The 25,047-nt window shown below is 41.9% G+C and carries 17 protein-coding genes and 1 tRNA gene; 16 read left to right on the plus strand and 2 right to left on the minus strand.

What is annotated here, in order from left to right; translation table 11 throughout:
* Positions 1-231: 231 nt before the first annotated feature.
* Complete coding sequence (mscS, locus tag I1A42_RS12915; RefSeq protein WP_161153971.1) at positions 232-1,092, plus strand: small-conductance mechanosensitive channel MscS; 861 nt, start codon at positions 232-234, stop codon at positions 1,090-1,092.
* A 57-nt stretch (positions 1,093-1,149) separates the two neighbouring features.
* On the opposite strand, the gene I1A42_RS12920 is transcribed toward mscS, so the two are convergent.
* Positions 1,150-1,788 (minus strand): LysE/ArgO family amino acid transporter, encoded by a 639-nt coding sequence (locus tag I1A42_RS12920; RefSeq protein WP_196123680.1) that lies wholly within the window; start codon positions 1,786-1,788, stop codon positions 1,150-1,152.
* A gap of 127 nt (positions 1,789-1,915) precedes the next feature.
* On the opposite strand from I1A42_RS12920, the gene I1A42_RS12925 reads away from it, so the two are divergent.
* On the plus strand, positions 1,916-2,812 hold the full coding sequence (locus I1A42_RS12925) for a LysR family transcriptional regulator ArgP (protein WP_161153969.1): 897 nt from the start codon (positions 1,916-1,918) through the stop codon (positions 2,810-2,812).
* A gap of 622 nt (positions 2,813-3,434) precedes the next feature.
* Here the strand turns inward: I1A42_RS12925 and pykF are convergent.
* Positions 3,435-4,847 carry a pyruvate kinase PykF gene (gene pykF / locus I1A42_RS12930; protein WP_161153968.1) on the minus strand — a complete coding sequence of 471 codons (1,413 nt, stop codon included), beginning with the start codon at positions 4,845-4,847 and terminating at the stop codon, positions 3,435-3,437.
* 428 nt (positions 4,848-5,275) lie between these two features.
* Between pykF and I1A42_RS12935 the strand changes: the two genes are divergently transcribed.
* The 14 genes from I1A42_RS12935 to hyfE all read left to right on the plus strand — a co-directional run bounded on the left by I1A42_RS12935 (position 5,276) and on the right by hyfE (position 25,043).
* The gene (locus tag I1A42_RS12935) at positions 5,276-6,046 is read left to right on the plus strand and encodes a DeoR/GlpR family DNA-binding transcription regulator (protein WP_161153967.1); all 771 of its coding nucleotides are present in this window, start codon (positions 5,276-5,278) and stop codon (positions 6,044-6,046) included.
* A 68-nt stretch (positions 6,047-6,114) separates the two neighbouring features.
* Entirely contained in the window at positions 6,115-7,947 is a 1,833-nt protein-coding gene (gene glmS / locus I1A42_RS12940; protein ID WP_196123681.1) for a glutamine--fructose-6-phosphate transaminase (isomerizing), read from the plus strand.
* Between the two features lie 549 nt (positions 7,948-8,496).
* Positions 8,497-8,772: a hypothetical protein gene (locus I1A42_RS12945; protein WP_196123682.1), complete on the plus strand. Its 276-nt coding sequence runs from the start codon at positions 8,497-8,499 to the stop codon at positions 8,770-8,772.
* Between the two features lie 49 nt (positions 8,773-8,821).
* On the plus strand, positions 8,822-9,610 hold the full coding sequence (locus I1A42_RS12950) for a ParA family protein (protein ID WP_161153964.1): 789 nt from the start codon (positions 8,822-8,824) through the stop codon (positions 9,608-9,610).
* 28 nt (positions 9,611-9,638) lie between these two features.
* Positions 9,639-11,744 (plus strand): UDP-forming cellulose synthase catalytic subunit, encoded by a 2,106-nt coding sequence (bcsA, locus tag I1A42_RS12955; protein ID WP_196123683.1) that lies wholly within the window; start codon positions 9,639-9,641, stop codon positions 11,742-11,744.
* The gene (gene bcsB / locus I1A42_RS12960) at positions 11,741-13,948 is read left to right on the plus strand and encodes a cellulose biosynthesis cyclic di-GMP-binding regulatory protein BcsB (RefSeq protein ID WP_196123684.1); all 2,208 of its coding nucleotides are present in this window, start codon (positions 11,741-11,743) and stop codon (positions 13,946-13,948) included. The genes bcsA and bcsB overlap by 4 nt, the downstream gene beginning before the upstream one ends.
* A 92-nt stretch (positions 13,949-14,040) precedes the next feature.
* Entirely contained in the window at positions 14,041-17,790 is a 3,750-nt protein-coding gene (locus I1A42_RS12965; RefSeq protein WP_196123685.1) for a cellulose biosynthesis protein BcsC, read from the plus strand.
* Between the two features lie 32 nt (positions 17,791-17,822).
* Complete coding sequence (locus I1A42_RS12970) at positions 17,823-18,833, plus strand: glycosyl hydrolase family 8 (protein ID WP_329604825.1); 1,011 nt, start codon at positions 17,823-17,825, stop codon at positions 18,831-18,833.
* A gap of 109 nt (positions 18,834-18,942) precedes the next feature.
* A tRNA-Leu gene (locus I1A42_RS12975) sits at positions 18,943-19,029 on the plus strand.
* A gap of 308 nt (positions 19,030-19,337) precedes the next feature.
* Positions 19,338-19,949 carry a 4Fe-4S dicluster domain-containing protein gene (locus I1A42_RS12980; RefSeq protein WP_161153960.1) on the plus strand — a complete coding sequence of 204 codons (612 nt, stop codon included), beginning with the start codon at positions 19,338-19,340 and terminating at the stop codon, positions 19,947-19,949.
* Positions 19,946-21,979 carry a hydrogenase 4 subunit B gene (hyfB, locus tag I1A42_RS12985; RefSeq protein ID WP_196123686.1) on the plus strand — a complete coding sequence of 678 codons (2,034 nt, stop codon included), beginning with the start codon at positions 19,946-19,948 and terminating at the stop codon, positions 21,977-21,979. The genes I1A42_RS12980 and hyfB overlap by 4 nt, the downstream gene beginning before the upstream one ends.
* Complete coding sequence (locus I1A42_RS12990; RefSeq protein ID WP_196123687.1) at positions 21,979-22,932, plus strand: respiratory chain complex I subunit 1 family protein; 954 nt, start codon at positions 21,979-21,981, stop codon at positions 22,930-22,932. Before hyfB ends, I1A42_RS12990 begins: the two co-directional genes overlap by 1 nt.
* Positions 22,933-22,945: 13 nt before the next feature.
* The gene (locus tag I1A42_RS12995; protein WP_196123688.1) at positions 22,946-24,385 is read left to right on the plus strand and encodes a hydrogenase 4 subunit D; all 1,440 of its coding nucleotides are present in this window, start codon (positions 22,946-22,948) and stop codon (positions 24,383-24,385) included.
* 10 nt (positions 24,386-24,395) lie between these two features.
* The gene (gene hyfE, locus I1A42_RS13000) at positions 24,396-25,043 is read left to right on the plus strand and encodes a hydrogenase 4 membrane subunit (protein WP_161153956.1); all 648 of its coding nucleotides are present in this window, start codon (positions 24,396-24,398) and stop codon (positions 25,041-25,043) included.
* The last annotated feature ends 4 nt before the right edge of the window (positions 25,044-25,047 follow it).

Here is a 25,047-nt window from a genome sequence, read left to right on the forward strand (position 1 = left end):
CTGTTCTGGTTTAAACCCGCTTTTACGAGCGGGTTTTTTTATATCTAAAAAACGTTAAATTTTGGTCAATCCCTAGAGAATAGGCATAAATTTGCTTAATCTGATGTTAAACTTTTTATAAATATATAACCTTTTGTTTTGTAATGATTTGGTCAATGTCGTGATATTCCATCCTTTATGTGAAGCGGTGATCACAATCAAACATAGTAATGACATCTAGAGGAAATTAAGATGGCGAACGAATCGGGAGTGGATACTTCCATAGTGGACAACTTAGACCATGTCAGCTCATGGGTTCAGAACAACTCGGATATGTTGATTCAATATGGCATCAATATTATTTCCGCAGTGTTGATTTTGGTACTAGGTAATGTAGCCGTAAAACTGGTTTCCGGTAGTGTGGCGAAAGTACTAACAAAGCGGAAGATGGATAAAGCGGTGGTCGATTTTATCAGCGCAATTATTCGTTACTTGTTGTTTATTGTGGTGCTTATCGCCGCCCTAGGTAAAGTAGGTGTTCAAACCGCCTCCGTTGTCGCTGTAATTGGTGCAGCAGGCTTGGCTGTCGCTTTAGCTTTGCAAGGTTCTCTGTCTAACTTTGCGGCCGGTGTGTTGATTGTGGCATTCCGTCCATTTAAGTCGGGTGATTACGTAGAGGTTGGCGGTGTAGCAGGTTCAGTGGATTCAATTCAGATTTTCCAAACAGTTTTAAAATCGCCTGACAATAAAATGGTCGTGGTGCCAAACTCTTCCATTATTGGTGGACCGATTACTAACTATTCACGTCACCAAACTCGTCGTATTGACTTGGTCATCGGCGTATCTTACAAAGCGGATTTACGCAAAACCAAGCAAGTATTACTAGAAACTATTGAGAAAGATGAGCGGATTTTGAAAGATCCTGCTGTTACTATCGGTGTACTTGCTTTGGCCGATTCATCCGTTAACTTTGCGGTTCGTCCATGGGTCAAAACTGAAGATTACTGGCCAGTGTACTGGGACTTAATGATGAACATCAAAGAAGCTCTGGATGAAAATGGTATTGAAATTCCATTCCCACAAATGGATGTTCATTTAGAAAAATTGGACTGATTCTGAGAAGAGTAATAGTAAAAATGGAGGCATTTAACGCCTCCATTTTTTTATGGATTATTTTATGAAATGTTCAAAATACAGATTCTTCGCTAATGAATAAGCAATAATGAACATCGTAGTTGCTACAATCATATCTATGATTTGTTGAGAGCGAGGCCGTGATAAAACAGAGCTGAGTTTAGCGGCACCAATGGAAATGGTAAAAAACCATACGAATGATGCTGTGATGGTACCGATGGCAAATGCGATACGATCATTACCATGAAATTGCCCCCCCAAAGATCCTAAGATAACCACAGAATCCAGATAGAGATGTGGGTTAAGTATTGTTACAGCGAGTGCCCCGATAATCACCATTGAGCGACTTTTAGGCAGGGCTGATTCTTGTGTTTGCGGCTCATTACTACGATATGCAAGCGCACTTTTAAGTGATAGATAGCCATAGACTGATAAGAATACTATTCCTGCGACAGTAATGGCCATCAGGACATTTTCATGCTGACTAAGCAGAGTACCAGCACCAAAAATACCAATTGACATAAAAATAAGGTCAAGAAAACTGCATACAGTCGCGGTCGTTAAATGATGGTTTCGTTTGATGCCTTGATTGAGCACATAAGCATTTTGGGCACCGACGGGAATGATCATTGTTGCCCCTAAAATAAACCCTTGTAGTGTTACCCAGTAGTTCACAATAACCTCTATATATTGCGCTGTTCAAAGATGAGGAGCGCAAGATAGCGGTGAAATTGAAATAAGTATAATTAATCATTTTAATATATTATTAGACTTACTTATTTTTTACGTGGTTGGTGTAATAATGCGCGGATTAGATTACAAATGGATTGAAGCTTTAGATTCTGTGCTGAGTCATGGGAGTTTTGAAAGAGCTGCTGATGACCTTTGCCTATCTCAATCTGCTGTCTCACAGCGGATTAAACAGCTAGAAAAGTTTCTAGCTCAGCCTGTATTGATTCGTAGTGCACCACCCCAGGCTACGCCAATAGGAACAAAATTATTAGGATTGTATCGTCGCGTTAGTTTGCTTGAGCAAGAGGTTATTCCTGAATTAACGAATCACAGCACATTACGCCCGATCAATTTAACGATTGCAACCAATGCAGATAGCTTGGCAACGTGGGTACTTCCTGCTTTGAAGCCGATGATGAGCGACAATTCTTTAGCATTGCATTTTGCTATTTTAGATGAGAACCGCTCGATTCAAAAAATGAAGAGTGGTGAAGCGGTTGGTGCGATTAGTTTAGAATCTCAGGCACTAGTGGGATGCTGCGCTGAATATTTAGGTAAAATGGAATATTTGTGTGTAGCAAGTCCAGAGTTCATTGTTCGTCATTTTGCTGGTGGCGTTTCTCATGATTCATTACTCAAAGCGCCAATGGTTTCTTTCGACCAGCAAGATGAGCAACATAAGCAGTTTCTGCTTAAACACTTTGGCATAACCCAAGAATTATTTATCAATCATAAAGTCGGCAGTTCTGAAGCCTTTGTGGAGATGGCAAAAATGGGGATTGCTTATTGTTTGATCCCAAAACTACAAATTATTCAGGAGCTAGAGCTAGGAACATTGGTTGATATAACGCCCGGAATGTCCATCGTCAACCAAATTTATTGGCACCATTGGCAGCTAGAAAATGGTATTTTGAAAGAGATTTCTGCCGCTATCGTACAAGGAGCCAAAGAGGCATTGGAACAGTGAATGGTTGTCTCTAATTTAAACTATTAATTTTTATATCAATAATTTATGTGGGAATTAATCTAATTTAGATTAAGGTTTAGAACAGCCTATACCAAGTAGCTTATCAATTGAGTGATGAGAGTTGGTCATATATTGCATATAAAGTTTGTGTCAATTTTTGGTAATTTAATTGATAAAATCTTCTTGAGTTGTGTAAGAATTAAGCTAAACTGTGTTTTTTTTAAACACTTTGACCCGTGTATATAGGGATTTTAGTAATAAAATTACGCTAGATGCTCGTTTATATTGCATATATCAGCGAGAATCATAAGGACATCAGACACTCTGGGTTGTATGAGGCAGAGCATGTTGAATCATTTTGTTGTTAGGCTCACGATTAGTAGTCTATTAATCTTAGGAATTAAATTGAGTGCTATCTATTTTCTTCCTATGGTCTTGCTGTTAAATACCCATCACCGCGAATTTTTTGGTTGGTAAACGAACTTTCATCTTACTCAGTTTGAGTCGTTATTATTCATTGAGTTTATGATGACTACGGGCGTTTAAACCTTATGGTTTGGAACATAAAAAAACCGAAGCATACGTTGCTTCGGTTTTTTATTATCTGCGTTATCGCGTTCTATTAAAGAACGTGAACAGATGCAGTGTTGGTTGTGCCTGAAGCAACAAGTGCACCAGAAACCATGATAGCGATATCGCCTTTCTTACCTAAACCAGATGCTAGAGCAAGCTCTTTACCTTGGTGGTAGAAATCATCAGTACTCGCAATTTGGTCTACAACAACTGGAGTTACACCTTTAGTTAATACTAATTGTGCCGCTGTTTTCTTGTTTGTCGTTACAGCAAGAATGTTTGCTGTAGGGAAGTACTTACGAACTGAACGTGCTGATTTACCCGCTTCAGTAGCAACGACGATAATTGGTGATGCTAGTTTCTCAGCGGTATCAACTGCACCTTTACATACTGCTTCAGTGATGCGTAAACGTGGGCTGTCTAGACGAGAACCTAATTCTGCTTTTAGCGCTGAATCAGTGCGAGTTGCGATTTGGTTCATGATGGTAACAGCTTCGATAGGGTATTTACCTTTCGCTGTTTCACCTGAAAGCATTACAGCATCAGTACCGTCCATGATTGCGTTGGCAACGTCGCCTGCTTCTGCACGAGTTGGGCGAGGGTTTTTGATCATTGAATCAAGCATTTGTGTCGCAGTAATTACTTCTTTACGAGCACGGTTACATTTTTCAATCATCATTTTTTGCGCGAAGATGACTTCTTCTGCAGGGATTTCAACACCAAGGTCACCACGAGCAACCATGATACCATCAGATGCTTCAAGGATTTCGTCGAAGTTATCAACGCCTTCTTGGTTTTCAATTTTAGACAGAATGCGAATGTTTTCGCCGCCGTTTGCTTTTAGAACTTCACGAATTTCGCGAACGTCTGAAGCTTTACGGATAAATGAAGCAGCAACGAAATCAACGCCTTGCTCGCAACCAAATTTAAGGTCGTTCTTATCTTTCTCAGCCAAGGCTGGAAGATTAACAGATACACCAGGAAGGTTTACACCTTTGTTTTCACCTAGTGAGCCATTGTTTTGCACCTGACATTTCACTTCGGTATCAGTGGTTGATAGAACTTTCATTTCAATCAAACCATCATCAACAAGGATAGTGTTGCCTTCAGTTAAATCTTGAGCAAAACCAGGGTAAGTCACTGCTACGCGGTCTTTATTACCGATAACAGTTGCGTCTGTTGTGAATGTGAACTCTTGACCAGCAACGAGATCAACGTCTTCACCGTTTTCTAGTTTAATGGTACGGATTTCAGGACCTTTAGTATCCAAAAGGATCGCTAGAGGTTTACCAGTTTCTTCCATTACGCGGCGGAAGTTAGTGATACGAGTACCATGCTCAACAAAGTCACCGTGAGAGAAGTTTAAACGCATAATGTTCATGCCTGCGTTCACTAGTTCAGTAAGCTTCTCATATGACTCAGTTTTTGGGCCAATCGTACAAACGATTTTGGTCTTTTTCATGGAAAATTCTCTCCGGTAAATAATATCAATTTGAAAATTATTTCACTGCCATAAGTGCTCGTGGTGGCAGGTGTATAGCTCTCACTGCCTATCAAGTGTTCTTTTCGAGATGTTTATCACTTATGGCTGAAAGTCTTTCAACAGATTTGATCAATTTGCAACTACATCTGTTAGGTAAAATTTCAGAATTATCGGCATTTCCCTAGGTTACACCGGGAAAGTTACAAAGATACTACGCGTAGTTCTGTAATTTTTTTTCTTTAGGGCTGGAATTCTATCATTTTATTTTAACAATATCACTGCCCAAGAATTGTCTTAGGACAAGGTTTTAGCGCGAAATATTAATTTTTAGGATCAAAATAAATGGACAATAATGTTTCGTTTTAACTATAATAACTTTCGATTCGTAAATTGTAAGTAAAAATAAAATGTCGAAACGAAACACTCAACTGAGAAGACACACAATAACCACTTTAGTTAATGAACAAGGTGAAGTCAGCGTAGAGTCGCTAGCAACTCGATTTGAAACATCAGAGGTCACAATTAGAAAGGATCTTGCTGTTCTTGAAGAGAGTGGGCTTTTATTACGTCGTTATGGTGGTGCTATCGCCTTACCTAAGGAAGTGGTCAGTGAAGAGTTAAGTCCTAAAGTTTCGATTCATAAGTTATCAATTGCAAAAGAAGCCGCTAAGCTCATTCGAGATCATAACAGAATTGTGATCGATAGCGGCCGCACGACCGGCGCTTTAATTGAGCAACTTAATGAGAAAAGAGGATTAGTTGTTATGACGAATTCTCTGCAAGTCGCGAATGCTCTCAGTGAATTAGAAAATGAGCCAACATTACTTATGACAGGAGGAACTTGGGACACTCGTTCTGAATCTTTCCAGGGCAATGTTGCTGAATCGGTGTTGCGTTCTTACGATTTTGACCAACTATTTATAGGTTGCGATGGTATTGATATTGACCGTGGCACAACAACCTTCAATGAGCTTATTGGGCTTAGTAAAGTCATGGCCGAAGTGTCGCGTGAAGTGATTGTCATGGTCGAATCAGAAAAGTTTGGTCGCAAAATTCCAAACTTGGAGTTGTCTTGGGATTGTGTGGATGTACTGGTGTCTGATCCCGAGCTTTCTGATGATGATGTACACCAGATTGAATCTCATGGGGTGCGAGTGATTCGTGCTTCTTTCGCTTAAAAATAATTTTTCGTTAGGCAGTTTGAAAGTAAAAGCTGTCGCTCAAAGACAAAATCTAGGAGCTTGATATGTGTGGAATTGTTGGTGCAGTTGCGCAACGTGATATTGCTGAAATCTTAGTTGAAGGTTTACGTCGTCTTGAATATCGAGGTTACGACTCAGCTGGTGTGGCCATTGTTGATGCCGACTGTAATCTTGAGCGTGTTCGTCGCTTAGGAAAAGTTCAAGAGTTAGCGGATGCGATTGAAACCAAACACGTACATGGAGGAACCGGAATTGCTCATACGCGTTGGGCGACTCATGGTGAACCTTCAGAAGCGAATGCTCACCCACACATTTCTGGTGATATCGCCGTTGTTCATAATGGTATCATTGAAAACTATGAAGTTTTACGTGAAGAATTACGTGCACGTGGTTACGTATTTGAATCTCAAACAGACACGGAAGTGATTGCTCACCTTGTTGAATGGGAACGTCGTACATCTGAGACGTTACTTGAAGCGGTGCAAAAAACGGCAAAACAGCTAGAGGGCGCCTATGGCACTGTAGTTGTTGATCGTAAAGATCCTGAACGTTTAATTGTTGCTCGCTCTGGTAGCCCTATTGTGATTGGTTTAGGGGTGGGTGAAAACTTCCTCGCCTCTGATCAACTTGCTCTTTTAAATGTGACTCGCCGCTTCATTTATCTTGAAGAAGGGGATGTTGCTGAAATCACTCGTCGTGACGTCAATATTTTTGATTTGAATGGGGCGAAAGTAGAACGTGAAGTGACTGAATCAAACGCAGAACATGATGCGGGTGAAAAAGGTAAATACCGTCATTTCATGCAAAAAGAGATCTTTGAACAGCCAACAGCATTAGTGAAAACCATTGAAGGTCGTGTAACCAAAGACTCTGTAATTACTGATAGCATTGGGTTACATGCGACTGAGATTTTGAACAAAGTAGAACATGTTCAATTGATTGCTTGTGGTACTTCATATAACTCAGCAATGGCATCTCGTTACTGGTTTGAATCAATTGCAGGAGTAAGCTGTGATGTCGAAATTGCATCAGAGTTTCGTTACCGAAAATTTGTTACTCGCCCAAATAGTTTATTGATTACATTGTCTCAATCTGGTGAAACAGCTGATACTCTAGCGGCTCTGCGCTTAGCAAAAGAGAAAGGGTATATGTCAGCAATGACTATTTGTAATGTTGCTGGTTCTTCATTAGTTCGTGAGTCAGATTTTGCCTTCATGACACGCGCTGGAACGGAGATCGGTGTGGCTTCGACTAAAGCGTTTACCACACAGCTCGCTGCTTTACTAATGCTAGTGGTTGCTTTAGGTAAGCAGAAAGGTACAGTGGATAAAGCGTTAGAGGCTGAAATCGTAGGTGAGATTCATAAATTACCAAAACAAATCGAAGCAGCTTTAAACTCTGAAAAAGAAATTGAAGTGTTGGCAGAAGATTTTGCGGATAAGCACCATACTCTATTCCTAGGTCGTGGCGAGTATTACCCTATTGCTTTAGAGGCAGCACTGAAACTAAAAGAAATTTCCTACATTCACGCAGAAGCGTATGCTGCAGGCGAGTTGAAACATGGTCCACTTGCTTTGATAGATGCAGATATGCCAGTGGTTGTGGTTGCACCAAGTAATGATCTTTTAGAAAAACTGAAATCGAACATCGAAGAAGTTCGTGCTCGTGGCGGTTTACTCTATGTATTCGCCGATGAAGCTGCTGGCTTTGTGAGTGATGAAACGATGAAAGTTATTACGCTGCCACATGTTAGTGAAATCACAGCCCCAATCTTTTATACCGTACCAATGCAGTTACTGGCGTATCACGTTGCGTTGATTAAAGGAACCGACGTAGACCAACCTCGTAACTTAGCGAAAGCGGTGACTGTTGAGTAATTAAGTTTGCTCTAAATTTAAATGTGGTAGAAGAGTGATAGAGGTGTGGCTTAGGTCACACCTGATCTGATACTTGATTGCTCTTCTACCGTTCCAACACATGTTATGTCCTTATCTTCACTGTGTATCGGCTATCCATTCTTCAGTCAGCCCAATTTATAAGTAGCGCTTTAGAGCGACTTAAAATATCCATCCAAGTAAGCAAATAGTTTAATATTATGTCATTGGTTTTATATTTACAGGGTTTTTTTAGCCAATAGTGATTATATTAATTGTCGCTTCGACGCATTGATTATTTATGATTAAAGTAATCAATCCTATCATTTCCTATTAATCTGAAATTAAAAAATATTACTTCAGTAATGCCTGAAGTAATATCAGATAAAAGAGCAATCATGCTGCAAATTCTCATATTTGAGAATGTTGATATTTTCATCAATTTCCCCTTCTTTACAATTAGATACATTGCTATAGTTCGCTCCCTTCTCAACATGGACTTATATGAAGAGAGGTGAGTATTATTATTATGGGATTATTTAAGAGTTCGATATGACTATGTACGATGATTTACAACGTTTTAATTCAAAGATAGATGGACAAAATGTCAGTTTTAAAACGTTTAATTCTCAAGATGTTTTTTCTGTTCTAGATACGTCATCTCCCATTTTTTTACAAATTAAAAATATGAAGAATTCTAATAATGAATTGTCAGAGTGTAATAATGATATTACATCTATAACTGGTATAAATTCAGAAGATGCTTATATAAAGTTAACATCAAAAAGAAAAGCTTCTATTTTCGATTCACTATCAAAAAATAACTAATAACTATCCAATCATTTCCTTTTTAAATGGGTTTAGTAAGGAATATTAAATGCCACTTATTGCAGTTTATTCACCAAAAGGTGGAGTTGGCAAGACAACACTTGTTGCCAATTTATGTCATTCATTCTCTATCATGGGACTTAAGTCTGTAGCAATTGATTTTGACCCACAAAACTCATTGAAATTACACTTTGGTTTATCAGTTTCTGATGAACGAGGTTTCTATAATAATATTTCTGAATTTGATGATTTAAGTAAATACATTATCTCTGAACAAGATAATGTTTATGTGTTACCTCATGGTCCTCGTCACTATGTAGAGAGCAGTGGTTCAAAATCTGTGGATTTTAAATATTCAAATTTAATCAATGGACTAGAAAAGTTACTGCAGCAGAAGAATCTAATGATTGTGGTTGATCTACAAACCGCGAATGAAGAGGTTGCAAATTTATTAGCACCATTCACTGACATATGTTTGATTCCTTTACTTTCTGAAACCGCATCTCTTGCCTTATTACCTGATGTTGAAAAATTTATAGAAGAAATGTCATCAAATAAGAGCGTTATTGCTCCTCAAGTTATCCTTAATCAAATGGATTATAGAAGTCAAATTAGTATTGATGTTGAATCCTTTGTTAAAGATCATTTAAGAGATAATTACTTTGGTGTTATTCATAAAGATCAGACTGTTATTGAAGCGAATGCCAACCAGACTTCTGTGTTTGATATTAATTCATCTTCAATGTCTGCATTTGATATTAATGCTATCTCACAAAAACTCATGGATAGTCTAAGTGTAAGTATTGGTGATGGATTCGTTCATCAAAATATTGTTTGATGAAATTATAATCTGAGAAAAGCAACTAATGAAAAAATTGTTTTTTTACTTACTATTTATTATTGTTTGTCCATTTTTATGGATAATTATATCAACTCCAATGGGGAGTCATGAGCAATATATATTTGGTATTTTAAGTCTTGCACTTTTATTTATTGCAAATAGAAGTAAACGTAAAGATGTCTCTATTGCCTTAGTGATGATATCTATATTGACTTCAAGTCGATATCTCTACTTTCGCGCAACACAAACGCTCTATTTTAATTCTCAAATAGAAACCGTGTTGGGGTGGGTTCTATTTTTAGCAGAAGTCTATTCTTGGATTATGCTGTTACTTGGCTACCTTCAAACATCAAGTCCTCTCGAAAGAAAAATTGAGCCCCTTCCTGATGATGAATCATTATGGCCAACAGTCGATGTTTATATTCCTACTTATAACGAAAATCTCGATGTAGTACAAGATACTGTATTAGCAGCACAATGTATTGATTATCCTAAAGACAAAATAAAAATTTATATTCTTGACGATGGTAAACGCCGAGAATTTGCTGTTTTTGCAGCAAAAGTAGGAGTGGGATATATCACCCGTTCTGATAACTCGCATGCTAAAGCAGGCAACCTTAATAATGCAATGAAATTAACCAAAGGGGAATTGATTTGTATTTTTGACTGTGACCATGTGGCAACGCGCATATTCTTGCAGGCGACGGTAGGTTCTTTCTTAAAAGATCCTAAATTAGCTTTAATTCAGACACCTCACCATTATTACTCTCCCGATCCTTTTGAGCGTAATTTATATGGTGAGCGCGACATTCCTAACGAAGGTGAGCTATTTTATGGCCCGCTACAAAAAGGGAATGACATGTGGAATGCGACCTTCTTCTGTGGTTCTTGTGCTGTAATTCGTCGTACAGCTCTAGAAGAAATCGGTGGCGTAGCCGTAGAAACTGTTACCGAAGATGCTCATACTGCGCTAAAAATGCAGCGATTAGGTTGGAATTCTGCCTATTTAGGATTGAAGTTGTCGGGTGGCTTGTCCACAGAGCGTATGACGTTGCACATTATTCAGCGTAACCGCTGGGCTCGTGGCATGGTGCAAATTTTTAGAATGGACAATCCGTTATTAGGTCGAGGCCTGACGCTGCCACAAAGGTTATGTTATCTCAGTGCAATGATGTATTTCTTCTTCCCGTTGCCACGATTAATATTTTTAACCGCACCGCTCGCATTTTTGCTGTTTAACTTAAATATTATTCACTCGTCAGCCAGTTTGATTTTTGCTTATGCACTGCCGCACTTTGTTATGTCAACGGTGGTATCTTCACGCTTAAATGGCAGTTCACGATACAGCTTTTGGGGAGATATTTACGACTTAGCGTTAGCCTTCCATTTGGTTATTCCGACTATTGTGACAATATTTGCTCCTAAGCGTGGCAAATTCAACGTAACAGATAAAGGTGAGTTGTTAGATAAAACTTACTTTGACCATAATATTGTAAAACCTCACCTTATTACCGCATGTATTTTAACGGTGGGTATCGGTTGGGGAATATACCGTATGTTAGGTTATTCATCCCTTGTTGCTGATACAAGCGTTGTTGGTTTGAATATTGCGTGGACCGCTTATGGCCTATTCTTCTTAATCGCAGCCATTATGGTTGCACGAGAAACTCGCCAAGTCCGTAAAACGATTCGTTTAAATGTCAGTATTCCAACGGTGCTTCATTATTCAAGTGGCATGCTTGCTCGTACCTATACCAAAGATTTATCTATGGGTGGCTGTTTTGTTAATACGCCAGACGATAGACATTTGACAGATGAAATCGAGGCAATTGAACTGCATTTAAGTTCTGGTGTGGTTGCTATTCCTGTTAGTCAGTTGAAATCTAAAAAAGATTCTTCCCGTTTAATGTTTGGTGATATGTCATTGTCTTCACGTAGAGAACTGGTTCGTATTGTTCTGTCTCGCGCAGATGCATGGATAGATAAACCAAGAGCTAAAGACCGACCATTACGTTCTTTAGGGATGATTATTGCGTGTATGTGGCAAGTTATTCGTTCATTAAAATCAGACAAAAAATATCAAACCCCAGTCAATTTGAATCAGACTGTGGCCTCTAAGGAGTCGTTATGATGGGGCAGTTGAAGTCTCTTACTGGGCTGTTGTGTTTGCTATGTATACTGTGCCAGGCTGTCTATGCTAAAAACCTTGATTCGTTAACCAGCAGTAGCGATATTACCTTTAGTCGCATGGGGTTAACGAATGGCATTACTTTCACTGGTGGCCAAAAAGACGCGGGTTTGGAGTTTCGTTTACCTATCGATACATTAGTATCCAAAGCCCAATTAGTTCTTGACCTAAAAACCAATGACACTATCTCCGATAGCCTGTCATCTCTGGCTGTTATGGTGAATGGTCAGTCGGTTGGGGCGATTCCACTTAATTCAGTAAATAATAAAAAAACGACGTATGAGTTGAATGTTCCAGCTCTATTAGTGACATCTAGCAACAAGCTGAGCTTTAAGATTGTTGGTACGGATGATCAGGTAACGTGTATCAACGATGACACAGCCTCGACCATTCATATGCTACCAAGCTCGATGATTAAGCTGGATTATCGTCCACTCAATATCGCAGCTGATTTACATCCATTCCCTCAGCCATTTTGGGATAGCCATGAAATGCTTGGTCGAGATGTGACTTTTGTTTTTGCGAACAATGTGAATTCGACTCAGGTTTCTGCTGCTTCCATATTAGCATCGTGGTTGGGGATCCATGCGAGTTATCGTGGTGTGGATTTCCATGCGTTAAAAGGTCAACTTCCTGATAGTAATGGGATTGTCTTTGGTAAGCCTGGACAAACTATTGGTTCATTGACGCTGCCAAAAACGGCAAAACCATTACTTAAAGTCATTCCGAACCCAGTCGATGCTAATTACAAACTGTTATTAGTAGTGGGAGAGAGCGAAAGTGATTTACGTAGTGCAGTCTATCGCTTAGCTCAAGGTAATTTTGCCTTGCATACCGCGCAATTGGAGGTCAAACGCACCTCGTTACCGCAAAGCAAACCTTATGATGCTCCTCGTTGGATACCCACCGATAAGCCAGTTTTACTCAAAGATCTGATTCAAGACGGGCAGAGTATGCATGTGAAAGGTGTATGGCATAACGCCGTAAACTTCAATTTCCGTGCGGCACCAGATCTGTTTTTGTGGAACGGAAAAACAATTCCTTTAAATCTGCATTATCGTTTCCCTTCTGAACCTTGGATTGATGAAGATAACTCATTCTTGAACGTGGTGTTAAACGACCAGTTCCTTGAAGATTTAATGGTTAATAAACAGGGGTATTTAGAAGGACTTTGGCGCTCTTTAGGTATAGATACACGCCAAGAGAAAGCCCAAATTGGTGTGCAACCTTATATGTTATATGGTGACAACCAATTGTCTCTTTATTTTAACTTGCATGCTAAACCGGATACTCCGTGTGATGTGAAATATGGCGATAACATTACCAGCTTGATTGATGACGATTCGTCATTGGACTTGCGTGGTGCGCGTCATTTTTCATTTTTGCCTAATCTTTCATTCTTTATTGGGGCTTCTTTCCCGTACTCACGTTTGGCTGATTATTCCGAAACAGTACTGCTACTTCCTACAAATCCTACTGCGGCTCAATTGCAAACTATGTTAGGACTGAGTGCCCGTGCAGGTGCTTCAACAGGAAAAATGATTGTTCGTGTTCAAACTCATCTTGGATATCCCGCGGGAACAAATAGCTTAAAAGGCAAAAATGTACTGGCTGTCAGTTCTCTAAATGATGCCCGTTTTGTTGATAACTTGCTTAAACGTTCGCCATTTTCTTCCACAGGGCAAACATTGCATGTGAAACCTGAATCTTGGTATCGCCAAGTAGAAAATTGGCTCAAGGGTGATTTCCATACCAATACAGAGCAGGCTGATCGCTATCTTTCTTCAAACCGAAATTGGCGTGGGTTCTTAAGTTTTGAATCACCTTGGCAAGATGGAAAAGTGGTGATCGCCGCTGTAGCAACCTCTGATAAAGAGCTGGTTAAACTGCATAGTGATCTTAATAACAGCGAGATTAATGCTGGTATTCGTGGTGATTTAGCTGTGATTACGGATAACAGCGGCGTTCATAGCTTCCAAACCTCTGAACAGTTCGCGACTGGGCAGGTTTCTTGGTATGAGAAGCTGATTTGGTATGCGAGTCAATACAGCTCTTTATTTGCCATTTTTATGGTTTTGTTTTCGTTATTTTTGGGCATGGTGTTTTTCCGCTTGTTAAATAGTCATGCACGAAACCGCTTGAAATAAGATTGAGATTTTTTAATACAATGAACAATAACTTCCTTAAGACTTTCTCTTTGTTATGTTGTGTAGAGTTGATGCAATTGGGTTCATCTTCAATGGCTTTAGCAGATACACAAACGGATTCATCGGTATCGTCATTAATTAAACAAGCCCAATATTGGCACGAAAAAGCGAATGATAAGTTAGCCATTGAATCATTACAAAAAGTGCTGATGGTGGATGCGAACAACGCTCAAGCGTTGTATATGATGTCTCTTTTGGCACGTCAGCGTGGTGATAATTTAGCGGCTGCCCAATGGAAAAAACGTCTCACTATTGCTCATCCAGATTCATCTGAGCTGCAGTTACTCAATACGTCGATCTCATTACAAAAACTGCCTAAACAGCAGGTTGACTTAGCACGCGAGCAAGCCCGTCGAGGGGATGTAAGCGGCTCGATTAAGACATGGAATAAAATCTTCCCTAATGGGAAGGTTCCGTTATCACTGGCTGCAGAATATTACCTGACTATGTCAGGTGATAAATCGTTGTATAACAATGCGGTTAAAGGGTTAAGAAGCGTTACCAAAAGTCATCCTAACGATGTTCAACTTGGCATCGCCTATGGCAAAGTGCTGACTTATCGCGAGCGTAATCGTCGTCAAGGGATTCGTATCTTAGAGCATTATGCGCATGACAATAAGTCAGCTGATGATGCGTTAAAACAAGCATTGCTATGGCTCGCTCCTAAAGCATCCGATAAGTACCATTATCAGAAGTGGGATAAACGTCATCCTAATGAACATAAGGTAATGGCCCACTATCAACGTAGTACAGGTAGCAAAGCAATTAGCACCGCTTTTAATGAGTTGAATCGTGGTAATTTGGCGAAAGCAAAATCCATTTTTAATGATATTTTACGACGTTCTCCGCGAGATGCAGATGCATTGGCTGGTTTAGGTTACGTATATTTACATGAAAATGATTATCCTAACGCAGCTAAATATCTAAATCTTTCTGCTAAGCAAGGTGGTCACCAGGCAGCAAAACGTAGAAAGCAAGCGCATGAGGCGTCTTTCTACGCAGATCTTGCAAAAGCAAAATCTGCGTATGCAGAAGGGGATGTCACCCAGGCATTATTGATCAGCTCGTCATTAGTTGAAGAGAAAGGCGATGCTGGTGTCTCCGCTAAACTTTTCAGAGCCGACGTTCTACGCCATCAAGGGAAGTATTCCGCGGCAGAAGAGTTATTACGCCAAGTCTTATCTGAAAAACCAGCAGACTCGCAAGCGAAAGAATCGCTGTATTATGTGTTAGCTGAACAGAATCATTATGATCAAGCGAATCTACTTTTACGTAGTATGCCTAAAGATTTTCAGCGCAAGGTCCAAGCAGCAGATAAGTATTCGCACATTCGCGATTTAGCTCATGAAGCGATTAAATTTGGTGACTTTGATACGGCGACTGTGATTTTAGAGAACGGTCTTAAGCGTATTCCGAATAACCCTTGGTTGCGCCTTGAATTAGCACGTTTGTATAAAAAACAGGGGTATACTGAAGCGGCTGAAGCAACGATTCGTCCACTTGAACGAGATGGGGTCAGTAATGAATCTCTATATGCTGCGGCTATTTTTGCTAGTGAAGATAAAAAATGGCGTCAAGTTCATGATCTGATTGCTCGAGTTCCTTTAGATAAGCGCGATGAGAAAGAAAAGCAGCTGTTTGAAGAGTCTGGTTTCAACTTATCTCTAGATAATGCCCGCTTGTTCTTGGCAAAAGGTAACAAGAAAGAAGCGCTTTCTTTACTGCTTTCTCTTAAAGAAAAAACAGGCTCTAATCCACTCAGTGTCGGACGTGTTGCCCAGCTATTGATGAAGGCTGGCGATAAAAGCGGTGCGGTTGTCATGGTACGACATAACATCGAATCTGGCATAACCAGTAATGCTGGGGATTACGCAAATCACGTGGCGGTTCTGTATCAAGCTGGATTATTAGATGAAGCGCAAAACTTGCTTAATGATCCGCGTTTGATCGCCAATAGTACCCCTGAGCAGTTATCGATTGCACGTAATGTGTATGTGATTAATGAAGCGGATCACCTGCGTGAATTAGGAGATTATGCACCTGCGTACGATATGTTAGCTCGGGCACTTCAGGATGAACCGAAAAATACGGCGTTAATGTTAGCAATGGCGCGCTTGTACCAATCTGGAAAGATGAACAATAAAGCGATGACCGTTTATCGTTACTTGATTGATAATCAGTTGGATACGACTCAGGAAGCTCGACTAGGTGCGATCAATGTCTACCTCGCTGAAGGAGAAGCGGATAAGGCTCAAGCGCTTTATGCACAACTCCCTGAAAGTAACGCCCCTGAACGTTTACTGCTACATGCTCGTATCTATCAAGCTCAAGGAAAACCCCGTTTAGCATTGGCTGAATTACGTAGTGCTCGTGGGCAATTACTTGGCTTTAAATCAAATGGTAAATCAACCTCGCCACTAGTGGGAGGTATGGTAATCGCTGATAACCCGTTCACTTCTCACACGACTGAGAAGAATGATGAGCCGTCTAGCTCAGTGTATGGCACGGCAATGCCTTGGCAAGTCAATGGTCAGGCACAAAAGACGTCGCAGAATTATTCTGAACGTACTGATTTACCAGCTCTGAGTGCAGATCAGCAGACGCTGACAGAGGTCGACTCCTTATTGACTCAAATCCATAAACAGAACTCAACATGGGCTCAAGGTGGTATCCAAGTTCGCAGCCGTGATGGCGAAAGTGGTTTAAGTAAATTAACCGAAACAAGAGTACCATTACAGTGGTCTACTGTGCCTTTTGGTCATTCTCGCTTAGCTGTCAATATTGATGCGGTTAGCCTTGAGTCTGGTGCATCTTCTGATGAAGCCAGCCGTCGTTTCGGTACTGGGGCTCTCATCCAAGGAGAAGTGGCTGAATCTGAGGGAGTTTCAACTACCTCCGGTGATGACTTACCAGATATCGATTCTCAAGGTGCCAAACGAGAAAATGGTGTTGAGGTAAAAGCAGCACTAAGTGGTGATAACTATGATGCGGATATTGGTACCACGCCTTTAGGTCTTGAGTATGTTACTTTGGTTGGTGGTGCAACTTATAAAGCGCAACTCTCAGATCATGCTTACTTATCATTAACCGGTGAACGCCGCTCAGTGAAAGATAGTTTGCTTTCTTATGTTGGGGTTAAAGATAGTTACTCTGGTAAATACTGGGGACAGGTGACTAAAAATGGTATTCATGCCCAACTGGGTTATGACGATGGCGATGCGGGCTATTATGCTGATGCTGGAGCTTGGAAGTACTTAGGTCATTCGGTTCAAGATAACGAAAGCATGGAATTTGGTGCCGGTTTCTATGTACGACCGTACAAATATGACGATCGTAGCTTACAAGTAGGCATGGATGTTCGATACAAGGACTTTACGCATAACTTGAGTTACTACAGCTTTGGTCACGGTGGTTACTTCAGTCCTCAGAACTACATCAGTTTCACTATTCCGGTGGATTACACCCAAGACTACGACAAGTTGTCTTTGAAGCTAGGCGGTTCCGTTGGCTTTCAATCCTATAGTCAAGACAAAGCGGAATATTTCCCAGGGCAGAGTACGTTGCAATCAGAATTGCAAACTTATGTCGACTCTGGTTACGCTGAAGAAGCGTATTACAGTGCCAAGAGTACCTCTGGAATGGGCTTTAACATTCATGCCAACCTTGAGTACCGTTTACAAGATGATCTGACGCTTCAAGCGAAAGTGAGTTATGACACCTTTGGTGACTATAATGAGTCTCTCGCCTCTATCATGTTGCGTCGCTCGTTTGGTGGTAATTAATGATCGTGACTGAAATAAAGGATTAGTCATTGGTGAAAAAACGATCTTATTTTATGGCCCTATTGATGTGGGGCCTTTTATCCTTCGTTCCTGTATCTGCAATGGCAACATCATTGGATTGGTCAACATTCAAAGCTCGTTTTATGGCTCAGGATGGGCGAATTATTGATACTGGAAATCATAATATCAGTCATACAGAAGGTCAGGGATTTTCGATGTTATTTGCGGTTGCAGCAAATGATAAACGGAGCTTTGACCAAATTTGGCACTGGACGCGAAAATACCTAAGAGATCCTCATTCTGGGCTATTTTATTGGCGGTACAATCCAATTGCTGCTAACCCTGTGGCTGATAAAAATAATGCTTCAGATGGTGATGTCATGATCGCTTGGGCTTTATTAAAAGCGGCGCATCGCTGGCATGTCCCTCAATATCTGACGGAATCGGATACGATTGTTAAAGCAGTATTGAAGTATGTGGTTGTGGATGTCGCTAACTATAAAGTCATGCTACCTGGGCGATACGGATTTGAAAATGATACATCAGTAACGTTAAATCCATCCTACTTCATTTTCCCTGCTTGGCGAGATTTTGAACGTAGGACGCACCTAGCAACGATTTCGCAATTGATTGATGACGCTCAAAGGTTGATGAACACTATCAACTGGGGAACGTATCGTTTGCCGACGGATTGGATTAGTTTATCGAGAACTGGCACTACCAGCCCAGCATCGGCTTGGCCCGCTAGAGTCAGCTATGATGCGATACGTATTCCTCTATATACCAAATGGGCAGATAGAGATAATCCGATTTTGATGCGTTGGCAGCAATGGTTTGCTCATTATCCTCGCGCTCAAATGCCTGCTTGGGAAAATATGGTTAATCATAACAAGGCGCCTTACGCTATGAATGGTGGATTATTGGCTATTCGTGATTTTACGATGGATCAATTGGCGTACAGCAGTACGAAAATTGTGCCAAAAGATGATTACTATTCGTCAAGTTTGAAGCTATTAACTGCTCTAGCGGACCAAGGATTTTAATTTCTGCATAAAAAACAGCCTATTGTGATGGTTTCTTGTGATTTAAGTCACCTTTTATTCATATGCTACTTTTCACATTAGGGGATTAGCAGGATATTAGCGCCATCACGCAGATGTGGTGGAATTGGTAGACACGCTAGCTTCAGGTGCTAGTGGCCTCACGGCCGTGGGAGTTCAAGTCTCCCCATCTGCACCAGATTGAAAAGCCCGTTTTTTAACGGGCTTTTTTTATGTCTATTATCCGCTGACTTTTCACCAGTATTACGTTTTCCTTCTTCTATTTTTCCACTCTAAAGACTTCTGTTATGCCCATTTTTCTGATCGACACTAGTGTCGATACTGGGTGTCGAAGTGCTTGATTTAACGTTAATTTTTTGTATTTAATCCTGTTTCTTTTATTAACATTGCTCTTCTATCCTTATGATTAATAAGGAATAAAATCTTGTGTGCAAAATCTGGCATACAAGTTGCTCTTAGGGGCTTATTTAATCGACAGGGTATGCTATGAAGAGCTTTGTAATTGCAGATCCCCAAAAATGTATTGGCTGTGGTACCTGCATGGCAGCGTGCTCCGATGTACATAAAAAACAAGGTCTGCAAAGTCATCCCCGTTTGACGGTCGTCAAGCATCAGGATGCGACTGTTCCCGTAATGTGTCGCCATTGCGAAGATGCACCATGTGCCACGGTGTGTCCTGTGCAAGCTATCACTAAGGAAGAGGATCGCATTCTGCTTAATGAAACCTTATGTGTCGGCTGCACGTTATGCGCAGTGGCTTGCCCATTTGGTGCTATTGCTCTGGATGGTAGTCGTCCGGTTGCGATGGCAAATAGTTACGATACCTATATTCCTTCCACTCCACGTTCAAGTAGTCCTTGTACCTCCTCTCCTCAAACATTTGGCCATGACCTTTTGGCTTGGGAACCGGGCGTGAAGAGCATCGCAGTGAAATGTGATTTGTGTGGTTTCCGGGAAAATGGTCCTGCATGTGCTGAGGTTTGTCCAACCGATGCGATTGTGCAGGTGACTGATGGTGAAATCAGCCAATCCAGTTCGCAAAAACGTGCAATGGCCGCGGATATGTCCCAAGCCGTCAACATGGAGAAACAGCAATGACAAATACGCTCGAGTTGTTAGCGATATCCATTGGCTGCTATGTCATCGCCAGTTTGGTCGCTTTGTTAGGAAGTGGAGAGCGGGAAGCCAGCATTGTTAAAGTGTCTGGTGTAATCGGCTTTATCGGTGGGGTGTTGGGGCTTATCAGTTCTGCTCAAGCACTGCTTGGTGGCGCGCCATTGACTGCCCAGTTATATAGCCCGTTTCAGTTCGCACAGTTGATCATCAATATGAACGCTCTTGGTGCCTTTATGGTGCTGGTGATTTCATTAATTATGGTCGCCGCTTCAATTTACTCATGGCATTACATGAACGAGTACCTAGGTAAAGGTGCTTGGGGAATTAGCTTTTTCTTACATCTATTCGTGGCTTCTATGGTCGCGTTGGTGGTGGTCGATAATGCGTTCTACTTCATTGTGTTCTTTGAAATGATGTCGTTGGCTTCTTATTTCTTAGTGCTGGTGGAACAAAGCGAAAGTAGCGTAAAGGCTGGGCTGCAATATTTCTTTATTGCTCACGCGGGTTCTGTCTTGATCATGATTGCCTTCTTTATGCTGTACCGTGCATCAGGTTCATTGAATTTTGCTGACTTTACCGGTCTGAATCTTCCTGCTTGGGAATCTTCGGTTATTTTCTTGCTGGCGTTCTTTGGTTTTGGTGCCAAAGCCGGGATGATTACCTTGCACGGTTGGTTACCACAAGCTCACCCTGCAGCCCCTTCTCACGCATCGGCATTGATGTCTGGCGTGATGGTAAAAATCGGTGTATTCGGGATTATTAAAGTCGGTGTGGTTTTCTTAGGTGCAAGTGAAGCGTGGTGGGGCTATGTGGTACTGGCCTTCGGCGCGGTTTCTTCTGTACTCGGCGTAATGTATGCGTTAGCAGAGCATGATATCAAACGCTTGTTGGCTTATCACACGGTTGAAAACGTCGGCATTATTTTGATGGGCGTTGGCGTGGCACTAATTGGTATGGCAACAGGGCATCCCGTATTTGCTGCGTTAGGTCTGTTAGGTGCGCTATACCACTTGTTAAACCATGCAGTATTTAAAGGCTTGCTGTTCTTAGGTGCTGGTTCTGTGATTTATCGCATGCACACCAAAGATATGGAAAAAATGGGTGGCCTTGGCAAATTAATGCCTTATACCGCTTTAGCTTTCTTGATCGGTACCATGGCGATTTCAGCACTGCCACCACTTAATGGATTCGTCAGCGAATGGTTTATTTACCAGTCTCTGTTTGATCTTAGCCATCAGACGCAATTGAGTATGGTCATTGCTGGTCCAATCGCCGTGGTTATGCTTGCCATTACCGGTGCTTTAGCCTGTATGTGTTTCGTTAAGGTTTACGGCATTTGCTTTACCGGTGCTCCACGTACGCAGAAAGCTAGCGAAGCTCGTGAAGTTGGTTGGCCAATGGTGGTGGGCTGCGCTTTTCTTGCTGTGATGTGTGTGATTTTAGGTGTGGGTTCTCCATGGATCTCGCCCATTATTTCCGACATTGCCACTACAACATTATCCGCAACACCGATTGTCGTTCATCAAGGTATGGCGCTTCATCCGGTTTCTACCACACAAGCCATTCTTTCTACTCCAGTTATCACCATCAGTCTACTGATCTTGCTGGTGATTCCTGCCGTTATGTTGGCTCTGTTTAAAGGCCGTCGTCTCGATAACCGTCAACAAGGTGACCCATGGGCATGTGGTTACGCTTACGAAAATCGTATGAATATCTCAGCGAGTGGTTTTACCCAACCATTACGTCACATGTTCTCTCCGGTGTATCGCATTCGAGTATTGCTCGATCCTAGTGGGTGGATGCAACGCTCCTTAAGTGCTGTCACTCATTCAGCAGCAGCAATTGAACCAAGCTTTGATCGTTATTTAGTGCAACCAGCGTGTCGCGCTTCAATGACGGTAAGCGGTTGGATTACTCGCATGCAAGGCGGCGACTTCCGCGTTTACTGCTTATATATCGTTGTCGTGCTGTTGGCGTTGCTTTTTCTTCCCATTGAACCAGGAGTGAAATAATGGCGGAACTTCATATGCCCAGCTTAGGCTGGATAGTGCTCGCAGTAGTTCAAGTTCTATTGATGTTATTGCTGGCTCCTTTAGCAACGGGTTTCTCTCGGATGATTCGTGCTCGTATGCACTCTCGTCGAGGTCCGGGGTTACTGCAGGATTATCGCGATATCGCCAAGTTGTTGCGTCGTCAATCAGTGTCACCTGCGAATGCCGGGGTCATCTTCTGGATCATGCCTTGGGTGCTGATTGTCACAATGTTGTTGGTCGGTATGGCGCTGCCAACGCTCACTCAAACCTCACCTTTTCCTATTTCAGGTGATGTGATTACCGATATTTACTTGTTAGCGATTTTCCGCTTCTTCTTCTCTTTAGCCGGGGTGGATTCTAACAGTATGTTCAGTGGGGTCGGGAGTGCGCGTGAATTAACTTTAGGCGTGCTGATTGAGCCGATTTTTGTGCTATCGATTTTCATTATGGCGATGGCAGTCGGTTCCACCGATTTAGGCTATATCAGCCAAGGCATGTTGGGCGAAATTATGCTCCAACCCGTCACGGTGGTACTTGCTGGTGTCGCGTGTGCCTTTGCGATGTTCGTTGAGATGGGCAAATTGCCATTTGATGCGGCAGAAGCTGAACAAGAGTTACAAGAAGGTCCAGTCACTGAATACTCAGGCTCGGGTCTGGCCATGGTCAAATTAGGTTTAGGCCTAAAACAGTTAGTCGTGGTGCAACTCTTCCTCGCCATTTTTATCCCTTGGGGTAAAGCTGAAACTCTAGCCATTCCTGATCTGCTGTTTGCGGCAGTCATGCTGCTTTGCAAATTGATCGTCGTGTTCTTTTTAGCTGGCATTGTTGAGAACGCAATGGCTCGGGTTCGTTTCTTAAATACGAGTCGACTAACGTGGTCTGCATTTTCGTTTGCAGGTTTGTCGTTAGCCTTCTACGTCATCGGATTGTGAGGTCTTATTTACAATGGAGATGATAGGTTTATTCACAATTTTAGTCCCTTTCCTTGGGGCCATTCTGACTCTGCTTGTGCCGCGTTCATCGGCTAAGTGGGTATGTCAGTTATTCGCTGCACTCGCCACATTAGGTACTTGGGCTCTGGCATACCATTTCTTCCTTGAGGGAGGGCATGCGGAATCAATTGCTATCGTACAGTTTGACCATTTACTGATCTTTGGTTTGATGGTAGACAAAGTCAGTACTTTGATTGCGGCAGCGGTTGTTGGGCTTGGCTTAATCGTGGCGATTTACTCGCTAGGATATATGAGCATAGGTAACAAAGAGCACCCACATGAAGGGGACCCGCGTTACTACTCATTCCTATTGGTGTTTATCGGTGCAATGGCGGGGTTAGTGCTCTCTTCTACCTTAGTCGGTCAGTTGCTGTTCTTCGAAATCACCGGTGCTTGTTCTTGGTCATTGATTGGCTACTACCAAACGCCAATCGCCTTTCGATCCGCGTTAAAAGCATTGATTGTGACTCATATTGCATCATTGGGTCTGTTTGTAGCAGCAGCGACTCTGTTTATCCAAACCGGCACGTTTGAACTCACAGCCATTGCTAGCCTGACACCAAGCGCCAAGATGATTGTACTGTTCGGTATCTTGTTTGCTGCTTGGGGTAAATCAGCCCAGTTACCAATGCATATGTGGTTACCAGATGCGATGAATGCACCAACCCCAGTGAGTGCTTACTTACACGCGGCATCAATGGTGAAAGTTGGGGTGTACATATTTGCGCGCGGTATTTTGTCTGCTGGCGATGTGCCAATTGAAGTGGGTGTCGTCGGGGTCATTGGCGCCATGATCACCATGATTTATGGCTTCGTGATGTACTTGCCACAAAAAGACATGAAGCGTTTGTTAGCTTATTCGACCATTACTCAGCTTGCGTATATTTTCCTTGCGCTATCCATGGCGGCAATGGGCTCATCCTTAGCGATGAAAGCGGGCGTCAGTTACATCTTTAACCATGCGTTTGCAAAAAGTTTATTCTTCTTCGTTGCTGGTTCACTGAGCTTTGCTTGTGGTACTCGCATGTTGCCACAACTGCGCGGCATCATTACCAAATCGCCACTGCTTGGGATTGGCTTCTGTGTCGCAGCAATGGCAATTGCTGGTGTTCCTCCATTTAACGGATTCTTCAGTAAATTCCCGCTGCTTGAAGCTGGCTTTCAGTTGTCAGCGGCTCACAGTTGGTTAACGCCTGTGTTAGTGCTCGCGCTGATTGAATCTGTCGCAACATTTGGTTGGTTACTGTTCTGGTTTGGTAAATCTGTGATTGGTAAACCATCCGACGTTGTCGAAAACATTTCTCCGCTACCTGCGTCAATGAAAAGCATGTTGGTTGTTTTGATCGCCATGTCAGTGCTATCCAGTTTCATTGCCTCAGCGTGGCTTAATTAGGAGGTAGGTAATGAGTGATTTAATGATGAATAACTTAGCTGGCCTACTGGTTGTAACTTCATTTTTGGTCGTGATAGCGCGCAAAGCGCAAACCGCTGCTTGGTTATATGCCTTGCAGTCTTTAGTTCTGGTGGGGCTATTTGTTGCGATCGCCCATCGCTACGATGCACATGAGTTATACAGCTGGTCGGTCACCGCGTTTATTTCCAAAGTCATTTTAGTCCCAGCGATCTTATTTATTCAGCTAGGAAAAATGAGAGATGCAAAAGCTGAGCAACCGCTGATCCGCCCGGTGTGGATTGCCTTGATTGTTGCGGTGATCAGTATTGCTTGTCTGTATGTTATCGAACCCGTTCAGTTGCCGCTGGTGGCGTCATTGAAACCTATTCTTGGGGTTTCCTTAGCGCACTTCTTTATCGGTTTGCTGTGCATTATCAGTCAGCGCAATATCCTCAAACAAATTTTTGGTTACTGCCTGATGGAAAACGGCTCGTCGTTAATGTTGGCGTTAGTGGCTCACAGTGCCCCTCACTTGGTGGAAATTGGTATCACCGTTGATGCCTTATTCGCCGTGATTGTCATGGTGATTCTGGCGCGTTTGATTTACGCCAAATTGCGTACGTTGGACGTGAAACAACTGACAGTATTAAAAGGGTAACGGC

Origin of the sequence: Vibrio nitrifigilis, from assembly GCF_015686695.1 — a bacterium.
Classification (GTDB): domain Bacteria; phylum Pseudomonadota; class Gammaproteobacteria; order Enterobacterales; family Vibrionaceae; genus Vibrio; species Vibrio nitrifigilis.